The sequence below is a fragment of the Phycisphaeraceae bacterium genome, assembly GCA_019636555.1.
GTDB lineage: Bacteria > Planctomycetota > Phycisphaerae > Phycisphaerales > UBA1924 > JAFEBO01.
Genome location: JAHBXH010000001.1, coordinates 485,719 through 502,991 on the forward strand (window position 1 = coordinate 485,719; position 17,273 = coordinate 502,991).

Sequence of the window (17,273 nt, forward strand, 5' to 3'; positions counted from 1 at the left end):
GATCAAACCTGTGCCATCGCGCGAAGCGACTTCACTCTCATCTCTCTCGCCACATTCCCCGCATACTTCAAACCCGCCTCTTCGCACAACATCCGCGCCGAAATCTGCGACGAGAGGAAGATTGTCGGCAGCCCGCTCCCCGGGTGTGTCCCGCCGCCGACCAGGTACACATTCTCCGTGAACGGCAGCTTGTTCTGAGGCCGTTTGTGCAGCATTTGTCCGAGATTGTGCGCGAGGTTGAACGTCGCTCCGAAGTTGATGTTCATCCCCTTCCATGTGTCGGGCGTGTACACCACTTCAGCTCGGATCCGCTCCCGGAAGTTGGGGCCGAGCGCATCGCCCAGCACCTTTTCCATCCGCTTCAGCGCCAGTTCGCGATACGCCGCCTTCTCCTTCTCCCAGTTCACGCCCGCGGCACTCGCCTGCTGCAGATTCGCGATCGGCACGAGCACGTACAACGCGCTGTTTCCCGGCGGAGCCAGCGTCGGATCCATCGCGCTCGGGTTGCACACATAGATGCTGGGCTCTTGCGGCAGTTCTCCGGTCTTGGTGATCTGCTCGAGGTTGTTCTGATAGTCCTCCGCGATGCAGATCGTGTGGTGAGGCAGATTCACCTTGCCTTCAATGCCCAGATAGAGCATGAACGTCGAGCAGGAGTACTTTCGTGAGTCGAGCGTGCCGTCGCAGTAGCTATTTCCTGCCGCGGCACGCACATTCTCGGGGATCAGTTTCTTCATCGCCCACGTCGCATCGGCGTTGATCACGACGTGGTCGAACTTTTCCGGGCGTCCACTCACGATCACTCCGGTTGCGCGCTGACCGTGGAATTCGATGCGCTCGACCGGGGTCGATGTCCGAACCTGCGCGCCGTGCTCCCGCGCCACAACCGACATCGCCTCCATCAGCGCGTTGCACCCGCCGATCGGGTGCCATACGCCGTACTCGTACTCGATGAACGGCAAGATCGTGAACAGGCTCGGGCAGTCGTACGGACTCATGCCCAGGTACTTGCTCTGAAAACTCACCGCGAGTTTCGTCGCCGGATCGGAAAAGTACTTCCCGAGCAACTGATGCACGGAAAGATCGGGTCGCAGAACCGGGCCCACCTTCAGCGTGTCGAGCCAGGTGTTCTTTCCGAACAAATCCAGCGGAGAGCGCATCGGGTTCCGCAGGATGCTCTCGCTGTGCCTGAGCTTGTAGCGGTTGTCGGCGATGAAGCGCGGGAAGTTCTCGCCGTCTTTCGGGTTGATCTTCGCGAGACGGCGCGACATTTCCGCGATGTCCTGCGTGGTGTCGATAACGAGGGGCGCGCCGGCTTTTCCACGACCGACCATCAGCAGCCGGTACATCGGATCGAGCCTTTTGAGTTCGACGTAATCGCCGAGCCTGCGCTCCGCCGCGGCAAAGACTTCTTCGAGCACGTACGGCATCATGAAGAACGTCGGACCGGTATCGAAGTGGTATTCCCCGCCGTCCGTGCCGGTGGCCGAGATCCGCGCCGTGCGGCCGCCGACGCGCGGCTGCGACTCGAACACGGTGACCTCGGCGCCGCTTGCCGCCAGAAGAACCGCCGCGGCAAGCCCGCCGGGCCCCGCTCCGATGATCGCTACTGAATGTCCGCTCGACTTCAAGGCCGGAACCTCCCGCTTTCGAAGCGGGAGGGTAGTTCAAGGATTGATTACGCGTTGGCGTGCTCAACCGGATATCAGGGGCACTCGAGCGCGTCGTAAGCGACGATGAATATCGAAAAATCCTCGTCGTTCACGTCGCTGTCGTGGTTGAGGTCGCAGGGACAACCCGGCAACATGCCCGGATCGTCGCATAGAAGCAGGTCGTAGTCGGCGAGAAAAATCAGAAAATCAAAGTCGTCCACCACGCTGTCATGATTGAAGTCTGCAGGACACGGGTTCACATCGCCGAGCATCAGCCCGACCGAGTACATCCCGCTGGTCTCGTTTGGAACACCGCTGCTCTCGATGTCGGCGGAGGAAGTGATCGCGAATCGATAGACGCCGGGTTCGAGCTGACCGTGCGCGCCGCTGAATTCGCCCGAGTAAGCGAAGATCTGCGTCGCGCCCCTGGAGAGCGACACGAGCGTATTCCCTTCCGGTCCAGCGGCCATTCCGGGATCGATGCGCCAGGTGCGCGCGGTGGGGAGGGTGAAGTCAATCCAGATCCTCGAGAGTGCCGACGCGCTCGCGTTCAGAAAGCCTTCGTCCGGAGTGATGCTGATAAAGAAAAAGCCCGTTGCGGTCAGACCACTCTCGGACATTTCGAGCCCCAATTGCGAGCGCGCCTGCACGCCACTCGGACCCGAAGTCTGGTCGGAGTTTGCCGATCCGAGAAACTGCGGGAACGCTCCATCGCCGCTCCACTCCGAACGGTCGTTTGTTCCGTAGATCGTCTCGAGGTGGCTGCTGGTTTCCGCCCGAACGCTGACAACAGCGTTCTGCAGTTGCGCCCACGTCGTGGGCACACATATTCCGATCGCGAGCACACAAAGACCGGCCGAGATTCTTCCTGCGCACGCCATGGAGACCCCCCGGAAAGGTGCTTCACGCAGTCTACCACGAAGTCAAACCATGAAAAACTGACTGCCGGGGGTGAAATGCCGCTTAAGGGCAAATCAATTCGTTGTATGCCGCCGCGAAGAAAACAAAGTCCGCGTCATCGACCATTTCGTCGCCGTTGAAATCCGCCGGGCAGCCCTCTTCGTGGCGGAGGGAGGGGCATTCGAGTTCGTTGTACGCCGCGGCAAACTCGACGAAGTCGGCGTCATCGACCAGCCGGTCGTCGTTGAGATCAGCAAGGCAGAGCGATCCCTCGAAGACTTCGAACTCGAAATCGAAAATCCCGACCGAATCGAAGCCTCCCGCGCCGCTCTGCGTGCGTGCGGTGAGCACGAGCAGGTAGTCGCCTTCGGGAAGGTCGCCGCGGACTTCGTGCACGTGGGTGCGCTCGAAGCGGAACATCTCGTCATCGCCCATCATCATGACAGCCGAGCCTTCGCCGTCGAGATCGTTCACATCGACGGAATGGATCTCGAAGTGGTGTGCGCCGTGAACATGAAAATCGATCTCAACCCGCGCTTCCGCCCCGGCGAACGCCGTGACCAGGTCCACGCCGGGCGTCACCCGAGCGTTCGCAAAGCCGTTCGATATGACGTTCGTTGAATTCACAAAGAGAAAGAAGTTGGCGGTCGAAAGCACGCCGCTCGATCCGATTGCCTGACTCGCATCGGAAAAACCCTGCCACGAGGGAAGCGAGCCGCTCGCGCCTTCCTGAAACAGAGAATTCGATCCGCCTGTCGTCGTCAGGCTGCTCGAAGCAATGTTGACGGTGGTGATGACGGCGTGCGTGAGATCGACGTGCGCCTGCGCCGCGCCCGAAATAACCAGAAATGCACCGCAAGTCAACCCGCCGATACGGAACCGATTTTCCATAATTGCACCCTTCGCGGAACGCACCACGCTCCGTGCAGATGTCCGCAGCCCGGAAAAGGCTTGCTGCGAAAGGTCGCTGGATCGAATACAAAAACTGGCGGAGTCAGCGGCCGCGTCCCGGCATCTTGCCGAACAATCGCTTGGGCGGGAGCTTGGTCGGAACGATGCCTCCCGGGAACTTGTTCGGGTCCACCTGTCCGGGTGCGGCCGAAGGCAATTCGAGCTTTGAGGCCTGTTCGACGCGGCTCACCTTTGGTGCGGGTGCTGCCGGCTCGGGTGCTCCTTCCGGGCGCTCGATCTGCAATCCACCCTGGGGCCGGCCGCCCGGTGCCTCGTCGCGCCAACCCGTCGGCGGAGCGTTGCCGACGAAATCCGGATATTCGAGTTTGGGAATCTCGGCGTTGATCAGCATCTCGATGCTGGTGAGCAGGTCGCCTTGCTGGGGAGTAACGAGCGAGTACGCGAGGCCGCCCTTGCCGGCGCGAGCGGTCCGACCGATGCGGTGGATGTACAACTCGGGGTCATCGGGCAGATCGAAGTTGATGACGTGCGAAACACCCTCGACGTCGATGCCGCGGCTGGCGAGATCGGAGCAGATCACCACCGCGAGCTTGCCGTCCTTGAGCTGCTTCATGGTGGTGTTGCGCTTGCCTTGGCTCATGTCGCCGTGCATCGCGTGCGCCTCGATGCCGCGGGCGGTCAGTCCCTTGGCGAGTTCATCCACCGTGCGCTTGAGGCGGCAGAAGATCAGCGTGAGCGCCGGATCCTCGTGCGTGAGCACGTGCAGCAGCATGCGCTTTTTGTCCCAAGGGGCAACCGGAATGTGAAACTGCTTGACGAGGCTGGCGGTGAGCGACCCGGCGCTTGTCACAATCTTTTCGGGATTGTGCATGTGCTGGCGTGCGAGCCGCTCGACTTCCTCGCTCAGCGTGGCGCTGACGAAAATCGTCTGGCGTCCTTCCGGAGGCGTGCCCGGCTTGGGGCACATGCTCAGGATCCGCTTGATGTCGTCGCGGAAACCGATGTCGAACATCCGGTCCACTTCGTCGAGCACGGCGAAGCGGATGTTCTTCAGGTGGAAGTAGCCACGCTGCAGCATGTCGAGCACGCGCCCGGGCGTTCCGACCACGATGTGCGATCCGCTTTGAAGCTGCTTCGTCTGCGCCTGGATCGATTGCCCGCCGTAGAGCGTGACCGCGCGGATGGGCGTGTGCTTAGCGAGTTCGTTGATCTCGTCGGTGATCTGGATCGCCAGCTCGCGCGTCGGCGCGAGGATGAGCGCCTGGAACTGGGTGTCCTTGCCGCACATGTGGATCAGGGGCAATCCGAACGCGGCAGTTTTTCCTGTTCCGGTCTTTGCCTGGCCGAGCACGTCGCGCCCGGTGAGCGCGATCGGGATCAGCTTCGCCTGGATCATCGTCGGCTTGCTGAAGCCCAATTCGGCGAGGCCCTTGAGCACGCTGTTGCGCAGCCCGAGCTTGGCGAAGTCGGCGCCATCGTCAAAGACATTGTCCTGTGCGACCGGCTTGAAATCGTGATGCGTCACGACGCCGTGCGGCTGGTGCGTCACCTGGACCGGGGTTTCGTGGGCTCCGTTCGCTGCGTGCTGATCACCCAAGAGTTCGTCCGCATGCGATGCCGGATTGGAGCCTTGACCGGGCTCGATGGAGGACTCCGCCCCCTGATTCGTGTTCATAAGTTCTCGACTCGTTGTGTTAGGCCGACCGAAGGACGTCCGAAGGATGTGGGAAATCTTCCTGAGTTCCCGGCGAAATTGTAGAACGAAATCGGCGCTGCTTCAGCGGATATCTCTCGGCCAAAGCCCGCCATGCAGTCGGCCGCGCTCGGCGGCGAAACGGCCGCAAATAAGGCGTTTTTCACAGCGTTCAGGATCGGAGCATCGGGTAGTCTGAGGAGTGGTCATCAGAACGATGCGAGGGGTGGCGTGGGGTCCGTTCTTCTGCGGAGGGCTCCAACATGAAGACGAGCACTTTGTTTGGTTTGGCGGCTTGTGGATCATCGGCCCTTGCTGGCGTTTCTTCGCTGCGAGTTGTGGTGCAGACGGATGATCCCAAGCCGCAGGGAGGTTTGTTCAAAGATTTCCTCCCGCCGATCTTCGACGGCGAGACAGTCGGCTTTCGCGACGAGGATGTGTTGGAGGTTTACAAGGCTGTGGGGCATGGCGAGCCAGAACTGGTCGCGAAGACCGGGCAGCTTGCACCAGGATTCGGAGGCGGCGCGTATTCGTGGCTCGATATCTACAGCAAGTCCAACTGCCTGCGTCCGAAGCGCCAGGGAATTCCCTATCACGGGCAGGCGCCGTTCCCGAATATCGGCACGATCCAGAGCATCTTCTCTGACATCGATCAGCCCAACAATCTCGCGGCCGAATTCATGATCGCTCCCGACGGGGGCAACCTCAACATCGCGTTCGGTCTCGATTTCGCTTCGGACAATCGCAACGTGATCTTTGCCGGATCCACGTCGGTCACTCCGACGGGCGGGGCGTATTGCGTGCTCTCCGGCGATGTCCGCTTCATCTGCAACAGCAGCACGGTTGTCCCGTTTCTCGGAACGACCATCGGCCCGATCAATGCAACGGGAGATATCCGCAACGAATACGCCATCACACGCGTCATTGCGCCGGCTCCGAATCCGGACTGGATGGGAATCCTGCGCTACCGCCTGAGCAACGGGACGATCGACTATCCGGTTCGCTCCGAAGATCTTGTTCCGTTTGTCGGCGAGAACTTCGTCGATATCGCGCCCAATCCGGTGCTGAGTGAAAGCGGGCGCATCGTCTGTCACGTCACGGGTGCATCCTCTCTCCACGGGACAGTGACACGCGGCATCTACATGTGGCAGGATGATTTCATCACCAAGATCGCCCAGAACGGCGACGCGCGGCCCGATGGCGGATCGTTCCTCTACGACAACATCTCTGCAAACTCGACAATTCTTTCCGCATCGGGCGATCGGATCGCTTTCGCGTACACGGTCAACTTCTTCCAGGGTCTGCAGGCGATCTACATCTGGCGCGACGGCATGCTCTCCCGCGCGGTCGGCCCCGGAACGAAGGTGAACGGCAAGACTGTCTCTAATCTCCGCCCATGCCGCTCGATGCTGGGCGGCTTTCGCATCGCGTTCGCTGCCGACTTCAGCGACGGCAAGCAGGCGATCGTCGTCGCCAATATCTGCGCCGGCGACTTCAACGACGACGGCTTCGTGGAAGACGCCGATTTCGTCGAATTTGCCGCGGCATACAACCTGCTGCTGTGCACCGACCCGATCATGCCCGAGAATTGTCCGGCGGACCTCAACGGCGACGGCTTCGTGGACGATTCGGACTTTGTGCTCTTCGCCGCGGCTTACAACGCACTTTTGTGCGAGTAAACGGCTCGGCGAAGTTGCCGGACACGTGCGACGCACACGCTGATCACGCTCCGAGTACGAACGCTCGCTCGCGCCACAGTTTCTCGACGAGCGGCGCGACGGTGCCGGACGACGTCAGCCCCGGACCGAGCGGGTTTTCGCCCGCGCCTGCCGAGACTCTCGGGTCCTGCGCGCAGGCGACCAGCAGATCGACCAAACCTTCGAAATCGCTGATCGCGATCTGCTCGCGTTCGATCGTTGCCTTGCGCGTGTTCGTCCCGTCCTGCACCGCAGCGAGATCGCCCATGTTGTGGTAGTTGCCGAGCGGCAGGCACACGCACGTCGCGTCGTATCCCGCGGCACAGAACACCGAAGCCTCGCACGCCCCGCCCGCCATCAGCTTGCGCTGCCATTTCCACTTGCGTGACTTGTCGACCTTGTCGCGCGCGTGCGGAATGGACGGCCCGCCCGCGAGCGCTTCGGCGCACTTTGCGATCGCCTCCGTCAGATTTGGCGAGAAGATTGAGATGCGGTCGCCCACGCGGACAATGGGTCCTCCCCCGATCGGCGAATCGTGCGGGAAGCTGCGGCTGTTTTCGAGGGCGATGACGATCGAGTTCTTCGGCATCGTTCCGTCGCGGCAGGCCGCGATCGCGCCGATGAAACCGATCTCTTCGGCGCGGGTGAAGATCAGGCGCACGTCGCGCGCCGTTTCCTTGTACTCCTCGATCACGTCCATCGCCGCCAGCCCCGCGGCGACTGCGGCGAGATCGTCGCACCCCAGCGTGTGCAGGATGCCGTTCGAAATCTCCGCCTGAGGCAGATCCCACACGGCAACATCGCCGATTTTCAGGCCCTCGGTCGTGTCGTGCGAATCACACAGTTCGGCGGTGTAATGCTTGAACGGAGATTCGCTGCCGTTCACGGGCGGCGCGCTCGCCTCACCGGTGAGCGTGGCGGCATGTCGCGTGTCGGTCGAACTCCAGAGCGCGACCTTGCCGTCCTTGAAGTAATCGTCCATCACCCCGCCGCGGAACGAGAGCTCGACGCAGGAGGGTGACACGATCCGCTCGACGACGAAGGCCGGGTGATCGAGGTGGGCCGTGATGTAGACCGGCGGCAGGTCGGTGCCCTTGGCCTCGTTCATCGAGACGGTCAGATTGCCGCTCTTGTCCTCGCTGAGGCGGAGCCCCGGGCGCGACTTCACCCACCGGCGGATGTAGTCGATGACACGCCCCTCTTTTCCCGAGGCGGTCGGAATCTGGGTGACTTCGAGCAGCCACTTTCGATGCAATTCACGGCGTTGGTCGCTGATCATGGGGAGATGCTAGTGGCCAATTCTGGAGAACCGAAGGAGGGGCCCGTCAGCACACGGGTAGTACGAGTTCATTGGTAAATGTTGAAGTGTGCGAAGTGTTGGACGAAGATTGTGAGAGTTCTTAGCGCCCGTCCGCAGCGCTGCATGGCGACCGATATTTGTCAGACCCCTCGGTACGCCGTATACGGGGTCGTGTGCTCGCCCGGGCCCCTCCTTCAGTCCTCCAGTTCTGCCTTCCAATTCGTTTCCTGAATTTCTGCGTTGATCTCGCGGATTCTCTTCGCCGCGCTTTCTACTTCTTTCTGAAGCTTCGCAATATCCACTTGGACCACCCACTTGATCTCCCTTGCGCTGTATCGATCCGGTTCCTTCTTTGTTCCGGCGATCGTTGATTCGAGCAGTGCATGCTGGAGTTTGAGTCCGTCGCGTGCAGCGATGCTTTCCATTAGCGTGCCGCCTCCACGCATTTTGTATTTTGCGTTCGTCCGGTTGATGCGGACAACCAACTGTTCCAGTTCGGCAATAACGGACCTCGCCTCGCGAACAAGCTTTTCTGGCGATTCGTGCGGCTTGTCGCCCTGTTGCGTGAGTACGTTACCGACAATTCGGTCGCGAAGTCTCGCGAGTTTCTTTTGTAGGTCCGCCCGTAGCAAGAGCGCTTCAGCCAGTTTCATCTCATAATCTCCCAAGTCCGCAACAAGCCGCTCGAGCAATAGTACAGGCTTTCGAAGGACGGCTCACCGTGGCTTCGCCCACTCCAACGTCCTCTTGATCCCCTCCCCGAAATCAACAATCGGTTCATACCCCAGGAGCGCCCGCGCGGCACCGATGTCGGCCGATGAATGCCGCACATCTCCCGCCCGCGGCGGCCCAAACGTCGGCGTCGAATCGACTTTCAACACCTCGCCCATGTGCTTCAAGACCTGCAGCAGAGAGATGCGTGCGCCGGTTCCGATGTTGACAACCTCGCCCGCCAGCGGTTTCTCGATTGTCGCCGCGAGCATGTTTGCGAGCACCACATTGTCGATGTACGTGAAATCGCGTGTCTGTTCGCCATCGCCCAGCACGCGCGGCTGCTTCTTCGCGCTGAGCGTGTCCGCGAACGCGCTGATCACCGCCGCGTACGGGCTCTTGGGGTCCTGACGCGGGCCGAAGATGTTGAAGTACCGCAGGCTGATGCACGACATCCCGTAGCAGCGTGCGAATGTCCGGAGCAGCATCTCGCCGCTCACCTTGCTCATCGCGTAAGGAGACCACACATCGGGCACGTCGGTTTCTTTGCTCGGCAGGCTGGGCGAGTTTCCGTATGCCGCGGCACTCGCGGCGAACATCACCCGCTTCACGCCCGCATCCTTCGCGGCAAGCAGCACCCGCTGCGTGCCATCCACATTCACCTGCAGGCACTTTTCCGGCTTCTCCACGCTCTCGGGGACGCTGACGAGCGCGGCCTGATGAAACACGAAGTCGCAGCCGGCGATGGTGCGGCGCAGCGAGACATCATCGAGAATGCTCGCCTTGAAAAAGGCGAGCGTGCCGGCGTTTGACGATCCTTCTATTGGAGCGGGCACCTTGGGCAGATTGGATTCGAACCCGCCGCTGAGATCGTCGAGCACGCGAACGTTTGCGCCGCAGGCGACGAGCGCCTCGGACAAATGCGACCCGATGAATCCCGCGCCGCCGGTCACGAGCGCGTGCTTGCCGCGCAGTTGCTCGGCGACTTTCGGGAATCCGTCAACGATGAAATGGCTCTTGGTCATGAGTCGGATTCGGACTGCCGCGGCGGAGTGCCTGGTGACGGGCTTTTGCACATACTTCGCTCTACCTTATCGTCTGTTCGCGCTCTTCGATTCGGCACTAAACTCCCTGCGTGAGTGAGAGCCGTTCGAGTCAATCCGATTCCAAAGCCAGAGGGTGGTCGCTTTCTGACCGCCTCGCCTGGGTCGCGGCATTCCGGCGGACTCTGGCGACTCGGCAAGACGAACTGATCGAACTGATCGCCCGTGATGTGGAAAAGCCCTCTTTCGAGGCGCTGATGGGCGATGTCCTGCCACTGCTTTCCGCGTGCAAGTGGGTCGAGAATCGTGCGGGGTCGCTGCTCTCGCTACGCCGGCTGCGCCATGGAGGCGTTTTTTTGCTGGCGAACAAGGCCACGCTCACTCGCGCGCCGCTCGGACATGTCGCGATCATCGCGACGTGGAATTATCCGGTTCAACTCCTGGGGATCGAGCTGCTGCAGGCGCTCGTCGCGGGGAATCGCGTGACGGTCAAGCCATCCGAGAATTCGCCCCGCTCGCAGATTTTTCTGCTCGAACTGGCGCGCGAAGCCGGACGCGGCGCGAACATGCCGCCGGATCAGCTCGCATGGACCGCGCCGACGCGCGAGGCCGGCGCCACGCTGCTGAAGGACAATCGCTTCGATCACGTGGTCTTCACCGGCTCGACGAATGTCGGAGTAGCGATCGCCGAAACGCTCGCGCCTTCGATGACCTCGAGCACGCTCGAACTCTCCGGACGCGACAGCGCGTTCGTCCTCGATGATGCCGATCCGGAGCTCGCGGCGAGCGCGATCTGGCAGGGCATCGACATGAATTCCGGTCAGACGTGCATGGCGCCGCGCCGCGCGCTGGTGGACGAAAAGGTTTACGCCGAGTTTGTCCGCAGGATCGCCTCGCGCGCGGGCGCCGCCCGCCCGCGCCCGCTCATCAACGAGCACGCGGCGAAGCAGTGCTACGACCTCGCGGTCGAGTGCCAGCGGCTCGGTGGGCGATCGCTCGCCGGGGTGATCGAGCCGCCATCGGCGGATGCGAATGGTCGGCTGCGCTGCCTTCGCCCAATGGTCTTTGCTGATTGCCCGCGCGATGTGCCGCTGGTCGAGGGCCGGCACTTTGGTCCGCTCCTCGCGGTTATCCCGGTGAAGGATTTGGAAGATGCGCTTGCCTGCCATGACCGGATCGATCAGGTTCTTGCGACCAGCGTTTTCACTCGCAATCCGGCGCGCGTGGAGGATTTCCGCGATCGCCTGCGTTCCACGCTTGTCACGGTGAATGACTGTCTGCTCCCGACGATTCACCCCTCGGTGGGCCTCGCCGGTCACGGCAAGTCGGGGTGGGGGATCACCAAGGGCGAGGCGGGGCTGCTCGCGATGACGCGCCCGATCTACACCACCCAGACAGCTCCACTCTTCCGCTTCTCGATGGAGGCCGTTACACCCGCCATCGAACGCGGCATGTCCAGGTTCATTCGCTTCTGGTACGGGGGCAGCAAGCCAGCCCCTAAGACGCCCACAACTGTCAGTGCGCCCGAGACTCAGTCTCGACAACCCGATCAGTCCGTTGCAACTTCCGCCGCGAACTAGCGGCTTTGCCTCCCGGCGCGAAATATCATTCCGCCCAATTGCCCCTTGCACTTTCCGCCTCGAGCTTTTCAAATGCCCAACCAACACGTTCTCATCGTCGGCGGCGGCCTCGCCGGTCTTGCCGCTGCAGCCGAACTCTCAACCGCAGGCGTCAAGGTCACGCTCGTCGAGGCCAACAAGCATCTCGGCGGCAAGATGAACCTGCTCGAAGAGCAAGGTTTCAAGTTCGACATGGGACCGACGATTCTCACAATGCCGCAGGTGATCAAGGGCATCATCCGGCGCAGCGGCCGGCGCGTCGAGGACTACATCGATTTCGTCGATCTCGATCCGCAGTGGCGCTGCCACTTTGAGGACGGAACGGTGATCGACCTCCGCAAGGACGTTGAGACCTTTGCGAAGCAGCTCGATCAGCAGTTTCCGAATACCAGGCCGGGTGAAGGCTACAAGCAGTTCATCGAGTACAGCCGCAAGCTCTACCGCCTGAGCGAGAAGGTTTTCTTCTACAAAGATCTTGGCGCCGCGACCGACCTGATGTTCAGCCCGCCCAAAGCCAAAGGAATCGGCGGCGATCTGATGACAATGGTCGCAACGATGCACTCGACCGTGGCGGGCCAGATCGAGAAGCACGTGCCCGAGCCGCACCTGCGCCAGGTCATGGAGCACTTCCTTCAGTATGTCGGTTCAAGCCCCTTCATGGCGCCGAGCATTCTCTCGCTCATTGCGTCGGCGCAGGTCGATCACGGCTGCTGGTACTCGATGGCGCCGAAGAAAGACGGCGAGCCGCTCGACGGCGGCACGCGCGTGATCGCGCGGGCTCTCGAGAGAATCGGGCGCGAGCAGGGCGTGAACTACATCACCGGCCGGCGTGTGAGCCGCATTGTCGAGCGCGACGGCAAGGTCATCGGCGTCGAGCTCCAACCCGCGAACGGTCAGTCGAACGGAAAGCCCGCAGAGTTCATCGGTGCCGATGCCGTGGTTTCCAACTGCGATGTGCAGCGCACCAACCGCGATCTGCTCGCGGCGCCCGCGGCACGCGCCGAGCAGCGCTCGATCGCCAAGAAATACACCCCGGCGTGCAGCGGCGTCGTGCTCTACCTCGGGCTAAGCAAGCAGTACGACCACCTGAGCCATCACAACTTCTTCTTCAGCAAGAACAGCCACGAGGAATTCGACGACATCTATGTCAAGGGCATCCCCGCGCGCGACCCCACCATGTACATCGCGGCGCCCAGCCGCAGCGATCCGACGCAGGCACCCCCCGGCGGCGAGGCGCTCTACATCCTCGTCCACACGGCGTACATCCGAGACAATCAGAATTGGGACGGCCCGGGCGGATTGATGGAGCAGTACAAGCCGGTCATTATGGAAAAGATGCGCCGCATGGGCTTCACCGACATCGATCGGCACATCATCGTCGAGCGCACGCTGAGCCCGGCCGGAATCGAAAAGATGTACAACGCCGAGGGCGGCGCGATCTACGGCCTGGCGTCGCACGGCCGGATGCACGGCGGCTTTAAGCCCAAAAACCGGTCGCGCGTGTACAAGAATCTCTATCTCGCCGGCGGCAGCGCCAACCCCGGCCCGGGCACGCCCATGGTCATGATGAGCGGCGTGACCGCGGCAAACTGCGTGCTCGAAGACTGGAAGATCCCGCTGCCGAGCGAGAATGGGCGGTCGGTGACATCGATGGTCGAGGCGAAAGCCGAGCCGGTGGCGGTGTGATCGCCGCGTTCTTCTCGTTCGCCCTTGTATCATCGATGCATGGTCGAATTGCAGGAAAGGCCAGCCTTGAGCGCCTCGGAACACCGCGTCGGCGATCTGGTTCTGCGCCAGCCCGCGTCGCCTCTTGATTGGCCCGACCTTGAGAACCTGGACGATTCGCGTGTGCTTCAGGCCCGCATCGATCGGATTCCGCTCTGGCATCACCAGTATGAACTCCCCGGCGGCGTCTGGACAAAGGGGCCATTCCGCCCCGCCGACAGGCTTCACCGCATCGGTCTTCCTGAGCGACTGGACGGCATGACCGTGCTCGATGTCGGCGCGTGGGACGGGTTCTACACGTTCGAGTGCGAGCGGCGAGGTGCCCAGGTCACATCGGCGGACACCTGGAACCCCGAACATTTCGTCACGAGCGAGGGCTACGCGGTCGCGCACCGTGTGCTCAGGTCGAAGGCAAAGCCGATCCGCGTTTCGGTGCACGATCTCGACCCGGCGGTGCACGGGAAATTCGATCTCGTGCTTTTCCTCGGCGTGCTCTACCACCTGACGAATCCGTTCGAGGCGCTGCAGCGACTGCGCGCCGTCACGAAGAAAACATTGATTGTCGAAACCGCGTCCGACATGCGCCTGGCGAATGGGCCGGCGCTCGGCTTCTACTCCGGCTCGGAACTCGCGAGCGACGACACCAATTGGTTCGCGCCCAATGCCAAGGCTCTCGTTGGCATGTGCCGCGCCGCGGGTTTCCGCGAAGCGAGGCTCCACTGGCAACTGAGTTTGTCCAGGGCCATCGGCCGAGCCGCATACCGGCTTGTTCGGTACGGGGCCAATCCGATCACTTCGTTCAATCGGAACCGCATTGTCGTTCACGCGAACGTGTAGCGACGTCCGGAGCGCGGCAGCAACTCGCGCCGCTATTCGCAGAGCAGATTGTTGTAGTACTGCACGAAATAGAGAAAGTCGGCGTCGTCCACGAATCGGTCGCCGTTCCAGTCGCAGCGTTTGTCCGCATCGGGCACGACCAGCGCGTTGTACGAAGGAAGAAACTCGACAAAGTCCGCGTCGTCCACCAGTCCGTCTTCGTTGAGGTCGCCAGGGCAGTATGCATCAACGTGCAGGGTTCCGATGCCGAATCCGCCGCAAGGATTGCCGGTGTCGAATGAATACGCGCCCGCGTCGACCGGGATGAACGGGTCGATGACCATAATTTCAGAGAGCGCTCCGAGCACGCGGCCGCCTTCTTCGACGTTGACCTCGTCTTTTTGCCACTGGTATGTCCGCGGCCCGGGGCCATCGACGAGACAGTGGAAGATCACGCGATCGCCCGTGCGCGGCTGATATGGAACTGAGAATTCCGCCGGCGACAACGGACCGCATTCGGTCGCGCTCCAGTCGTTGAACGCCCACGATTCGATGTCCTGATCCGCCGTCGCGGCGCCCGCACCCGCGGTGAATCCGACCCACGCGCAGCCTTCGTTGTCGAAGAGCGGCCAGCCTCCGTCGAGGGTATTCAAGTCGAGCGCGCAAAAGAAGATCGGCTCGTCGTACACGTAGACGAACAGCACTCCGGGTGTGTACTCGATCTTCACGTCGAGCGGCCCGGCGTAGAGAAACCACGGCGGGAGTAGCGCATGCCCGAGCGAATACTGATCTTCCGGCGAGTTCGAGTCGAACCCGTTCGTTTGGACGCTGATGTGCGGTCCTTCGAACTCGTCCGAAAAGACAAACGTGTCGAATTCGATCGCGACAGATCGAGGAATGCCGCCGTAGCCCAAATCCGAGCCGCTACCTCCGAGCGCTTCATCGCTGTCGGCCTGAATCACGAACGCAAACCCGTCGGCGAGTCCGTTGGTGATCGAGAAGCGGAATGTGGTAACAAAGCCGCCGCTGAGTGCGGCCTGCGTGGTCCTGAACCACGCGGCACCGGCTCCTTCGTCACCGCTGCGCGTCAGTCGAAGTACATTGTCAACTGTGTCGGCGGTTCCGTTGAGCGAAAGCTCGTTGGTATCCGAAAAATCGCTGAACTGAAAGACCGCGCCGCACTGCCCAAAGGCCGAAGCGCTCGCGCTCATCGCGGTCGTGAGAATCATCGAACACATACCGGTACGCATAAATAGTTTCTCCTCAACTCGAAGCGCGTCCGTCGACAGCGATCATACAGCAGAACGCAAGCACCCCATCGAAGAATCGCTTGTGCGACAGATCTCGGACGTTGAAAGTGTCGGATCTCGCGACGGAAACGAGAACACGAAGCACCTTCCCTCACGAGGTCCGTTGACACCATCCCCGCCAGGCTTGCCGGTAGTGGGCTTCGAGCCGCTTCGTGAATCCCGCATGATCGCACAGCGAGCTCGCCAGCACCATGGAGCGCAAGCGCGCCCGCAGCTCGGCGCAGCGATCCGCATCGGCGGCCAGTGCCACGGCACGCTCGAGATAGGCGTCTTTGTCGGTTGCTACGAGGTCCGCCAATCCCACGTTGTTCAGGATGCTCACCCCCACCCGCGAGACGTGCGAGTTGCCCGCGAGCCCGACGACCGGCGTTCCCATATAGAGAGCTTCAACGGTTGTTGTCGTTCCGTTGTACGGCCACGTGTCGAGCGCGATGTCAATTTGGCTATACATCTGAAGGTGCTCGGCTTTGCTCTTGGTCTCGGGAAAGAGACTCACCCGTTCCTGCTCGATCCCTCGGCTTCGGAGGAAAGCCAGAATCCGCCCTTGCGTTTGGACGGAGGAAAGACCGGCTGCTTTGAGCACCAGCCGTGAGCGCGGCACGCGATTCAGAATCTCCGCCCATACCTCGAGGACCGGATTCCCCACTTTGGTGATGGTGTTGAAAGAGCCGAACGTCACAAACCCGTTTTTCTGCCTGGGCGGCGGCGCGACATCGCCCGCGTGCGGCGGGGGCGCGTAACACAGGAAACTCCCGTCCATCCGGACCAGACTCTCCGTGGCGAGATGCTCCGAACCGGGCGGATCGGTGTGCGCGTCGACGATGCGGAAGTCCATCGCCGGAAGCCCCGTCGTGTTGGGGTAGCCCAAGTACGTGTACATCAAAGGGGCCGGTTTGGCGGCGAGCGCAATCGCGTGACGCGAGCCGGTGTAGCCGCTGAGATCGATCAGAATGTCGATGCCGTGACTTCGCACGGTCGCGACAAATTGCTCCGATGTCATTCGATGCGTCGGCACATACATCGCCGAGCGGGCGCGGAGCCAAGCGGTCATCTCGTCTTCGTTGATGACGTCGTGGTACAACACAACCTGGAACTTCGACTTGTCGTGGTGGGTGAGTATCGGCTCAATGAAGTGACCCACCGATCGATTGCGGAAGTCCTGGCTGCAGTAGCCGATGCGCAGCGAGCGTTCGGGGTCGCGGGCGTTCGCGAAGCCCGCGGCAAGATGCGACATCTTTTCAGTGAAGAGCCGCCCGAGTTTGACATGGTAATTGAAGATCTCGCGCGGGTCCGCATCGTGCATGCGTGCCAGCGGAATCATCAGCCTTTCGAGCACCGCGTCGTTCGCCGGCGAATGCGCCAGGGCGTTCTTCAGCAGCTGAACCGCCTCGTCGAGATCTCCGAGCGTATCGAGCAGCGCGGCGTACGCCAGCAGCACGTTCGTGCTGCCGGGCGCGGATTCATGCATGGCGCGGAAGTACCGCTTCGCCTCGTCCACACTGCCCTGGTGGTAGAGCATCTGACCGACATCCACCTGTGTCTTGAAGTGGCTCGGCTCGATCGCGAGCGACGCGCGGTAGCCGGCCTCGGCTTCCTTGTATCTGCCGCGATGCAGTTCGGTGTCCGCGCCCATCCGGTGGAGTTCCGCGTCGAACGGACTGGCGGCGATCGCTTTCTGCACGAGAAAGATCGCCTGATCGTGCCGCTTGAGCTTGCACAGGACTTCGATCGCGAGGTTGAGGCAATCGTGGTTCGCCGGTTGCTTTTCGAGCAGTCGCTTGACCAATTGGAGCGCCTGCTCCGGCCTGCCCGCCCGAGCGTGGGCCTGCGCTTGAATCAAAGCCGCATCGCTCATGCTGCCCTCTTGATCGCCGAGGCGCGTCCCTGTGCAAACA

Annotated in this window: 13 protein-coding genes; 4 read left to right on the forward strand and 9 right to left on the reverse strand. The window is 61.8% G+C overall.

Annotation, left to right across the window (positions count from 1 at the left end; genetic code table 11):
• Window positions 1-2: 2 nt before the first annotated feature.
• The 4 genes from crtI (KF691_02000) to KF691_02015 all read right to left on the reverse strand — a co-directional run bounded on the left by crtI (KF691_02000) (window position 3) and on the right by KF691_02015 (window position 5,139).
• Window positions 3-1,631, reverse strand: a complete 1,629-nt coding sequence (gene crtI / locus KF691_02000; protein MBX3388210.1) for a phytoene desaturase — start codon at window positions 1,629-1,631, stop codon at window positions 3-5.
• Between the two features lie 74 nt (window positions 1,632-1,705).
• Window positions 1,706-2,476: a hypothetical protein gene (locus KF691_02005; protein MBX3388211.1), complete on the reverse strand. Its 771-nt coding sequence runs from the start codon at window positions 2,474-2,476 to the stop codon at window positions 1,706-1,708.
• Window positions 2,477-2,615: 139 nt separating this feature from the next.
• On the reverse strand, window positions 2,616-3,443 hold the full coding sequence (locus tag KF691_02010; GenBank protein MBX3388212.1) for a hypothetical protein: 828 nt from the start codon (window positions 3,441-3,443) through the stop codon (window positions 2,616-2,618).
• A gap of 103 nt (window positions 3,444-3,546) precedes the next feature.
• A complete protein-coding gene (locus tag KF691_02015) occupies window positions 3,547-5,139 on the reverse strand; it encodes a DEAD/DEAH box helicase (protein MBX3388213.1) in 1,593 nt (530 codons plus the stop codon).
• 281 nt (window positions 5,140-5,420) lie between these two features.
• Here KF691_02015 and KF691_02020 point away from each other — a divergent pair, with 281 nt between their 5' ends.
• Window positions 5,421-6,836: a hypothetical protein gene (locus tag KF691_02020; protein MBX3388214.1), complete on the forward strand. Its 1,416-nt coding sequence runs from the start codon at window positions 5,421-5,423 to the stop codon at window positions 6,834-6,836.
• A 43-nt stretch (window positions 6,837-6,879) separates the two neighbouring features.
• Here KF691_02020 and KF691_02025 read toward each other — a convergent pair whose 3' ends face one another.
• The 3 genes from KF691_02025 to KF691_02035 form a co-directional block, all read right to left on the reverse strand.
• Complete coding sequence (locus KF691_02025; GenBank protein MBX3388215.1) at window positions 6,880-8,133, reverse strand: hypothetical protein; 1,254 nt, start codon at window positions 8,131-8,133, stop codon at window positions 6,880-6,882.
• Between the two features lie 215 nt (window positions 8,134-8,348).
• Window positions 8,349-8,846 (reverse strand): DIP1984 family protein, encoded by a 498-nt coding sequence (locus KF691_02030; protein ID MBX3388216.1) that lies wholly within the window; start codon window positions 8,844-8,846, stop codon window positions 8,349-8,351.
• 24 nt (window positions 8,847-8,870) lie between these two features.
• Complete coding sequence (locus KF691_02035; protein ID MBX3388217.1) at window positions 8,871-9,890, reverse strand: NAD-dependent epimerase/dehydratase family protein; 1,020 nt, start codon at window positions 9,888-9,890, stop codon at window positions 8,871-8,873.
• Between the two features lie 110 nt (window positions 9,891-10,000).
• Here KF691_02035 and KF691_02040 point away from each other — a divergent pair, with 110 nt between their 5' ends.
• From KF691_02040 to KF691_02050, 3 genes are all read left to right on the forward strand, one after another.
• Window positions 10,001-11,488, forward strand: a complete 1,488-nt coding sequence (locus tag KF691_02040) for an aldehyde dehydrogenase family protein (protein ID MBX3388218.1) — start codon at window positions 10,001-10,003, stop codon at window positions 11,486-11,488.
• 72 nt (window positions 11,489-11,560) lie between these two features.
• Window positions 11,561-13,213: a phytoene desaturase gene (gene crtI, locus KF691_02045; protein ID MBX3388219.1), complete on the forward strand. Its 1,653-nt coding sequence runs from the start codon at window positions 11,561-11,563 to the stop codon at window positions 13,211-13,213.
• Between the two features lie 39 nt (window positions 13,214-13,252).
• Window positions 13,253-14,089, forward strand: coding sequence for a DUF1698 domain-containing protein (locus KF691_02050; protein ID MBX3388220.1), 837 nt, complete (start codon window positions 13,253-13,255; stop codon window positions 14,087-14,089).
• A 32-nt stretch (window positions 14,090-14,121) separates the two neighbouring features.
• Here the strand turns inward: KF691_02050 and KF691_02055 are convergent, their stop codons facing one another.
• Both KF691_02055 and KF691_02060 read right to left on the reverse strand, forming a co-directional pair.
• Window positions 14,122-15,318, reverse strand: a complete 1,197-nt coding sequence (locus tag KF691_02055) for a hypothetical protein (GenBank protein MBX3388221.1) — start codon at window positions 15,316-15,318, stop codon at window positions 14,122-14,124.
• 151 nt (window positions 15,319-15,469) lie between these two features.
• A complete protein-coding gene (locus KF691_02060; protein ID MBX3388222.1) occupies window positions 15,470-17,233 on the reverse strand; it encodes a tetratricopeptide repeat protein in 1,764 nt (587 codons plus the stop codon).
• Between the last annotated feature and the right edge of the window lie 40 nt (window positions 17,234-17,273).

What these genes read in the sequence shown, in the direction of transcription:
- KF691_02010 (MBX3388212.1), bottom strand. Translation starts at nt 3,443, where the DNA reads ATGGAAAATCGGTTCCGTATCGGCGGGTTGACTTGCGGTGCATTTCTG.
- KF691_02015 (MBX3388213.1), bottom strand. Translation starts at nt 5,139, where the DNA reads ATGAACACGAATCAGGGGGCGGAGTCCTCCATCGAGCCCGGTCAAGGC.
- KF691_02020 (MBX3388214.1), top strand. Translation starts at nt 5,421, where the DNA reads ATGAAGACGAGCACTTTGTTTGGTTTGGCGGCTTGTGGATCATCGGCC.
- KF691_02025 (MBX3388215.1), bottom strand. Translation starts at nt 8,133, where the DNA reads ATGATCAGCGACCAACGCCGTGAATTGCATCGAAAGTGGCTGCTCGAA.
- KF691_02035 (MBX3388217.1), bottom strand. Translation starts at nt 9,890, where the DNA reads ATGACCAAGAGCCATTTCATCGTTGACGGATTCCCGAAAGTCGCCGAG.
- crtI (MBX3388219.1), top strand. Translation starts at nt 11,561, where the DNA reads ATGCCCAACCAACACGTTCTCATCGTCGGCGGCGGCCTCGCCGGTCTT.
- KF691_02050 (MBX3388220.1), top strand. Translation starts at nt 13,253, where the DNA reads ATGGTCGAATTGCAGGAAAGGCCAGCCTTGAGCGCCTCGGAACACCGC.
- KF691_02055 (MBX3388221.1), bottom strand. Translation starts at nt 15,318, where the DNA reads ATGCGTACCGGTATGTGTTCGATGATTCTCACGACCGCGATGAGCGCG.
- KF691_02060 (MBX3388222.1), bottom strand. Translation starts at nt 17,233, where the DNA reads ATGAGCGATGCGGCTTTGATTCAAGCGCAGGCCCACGCTCGGGCGGGC.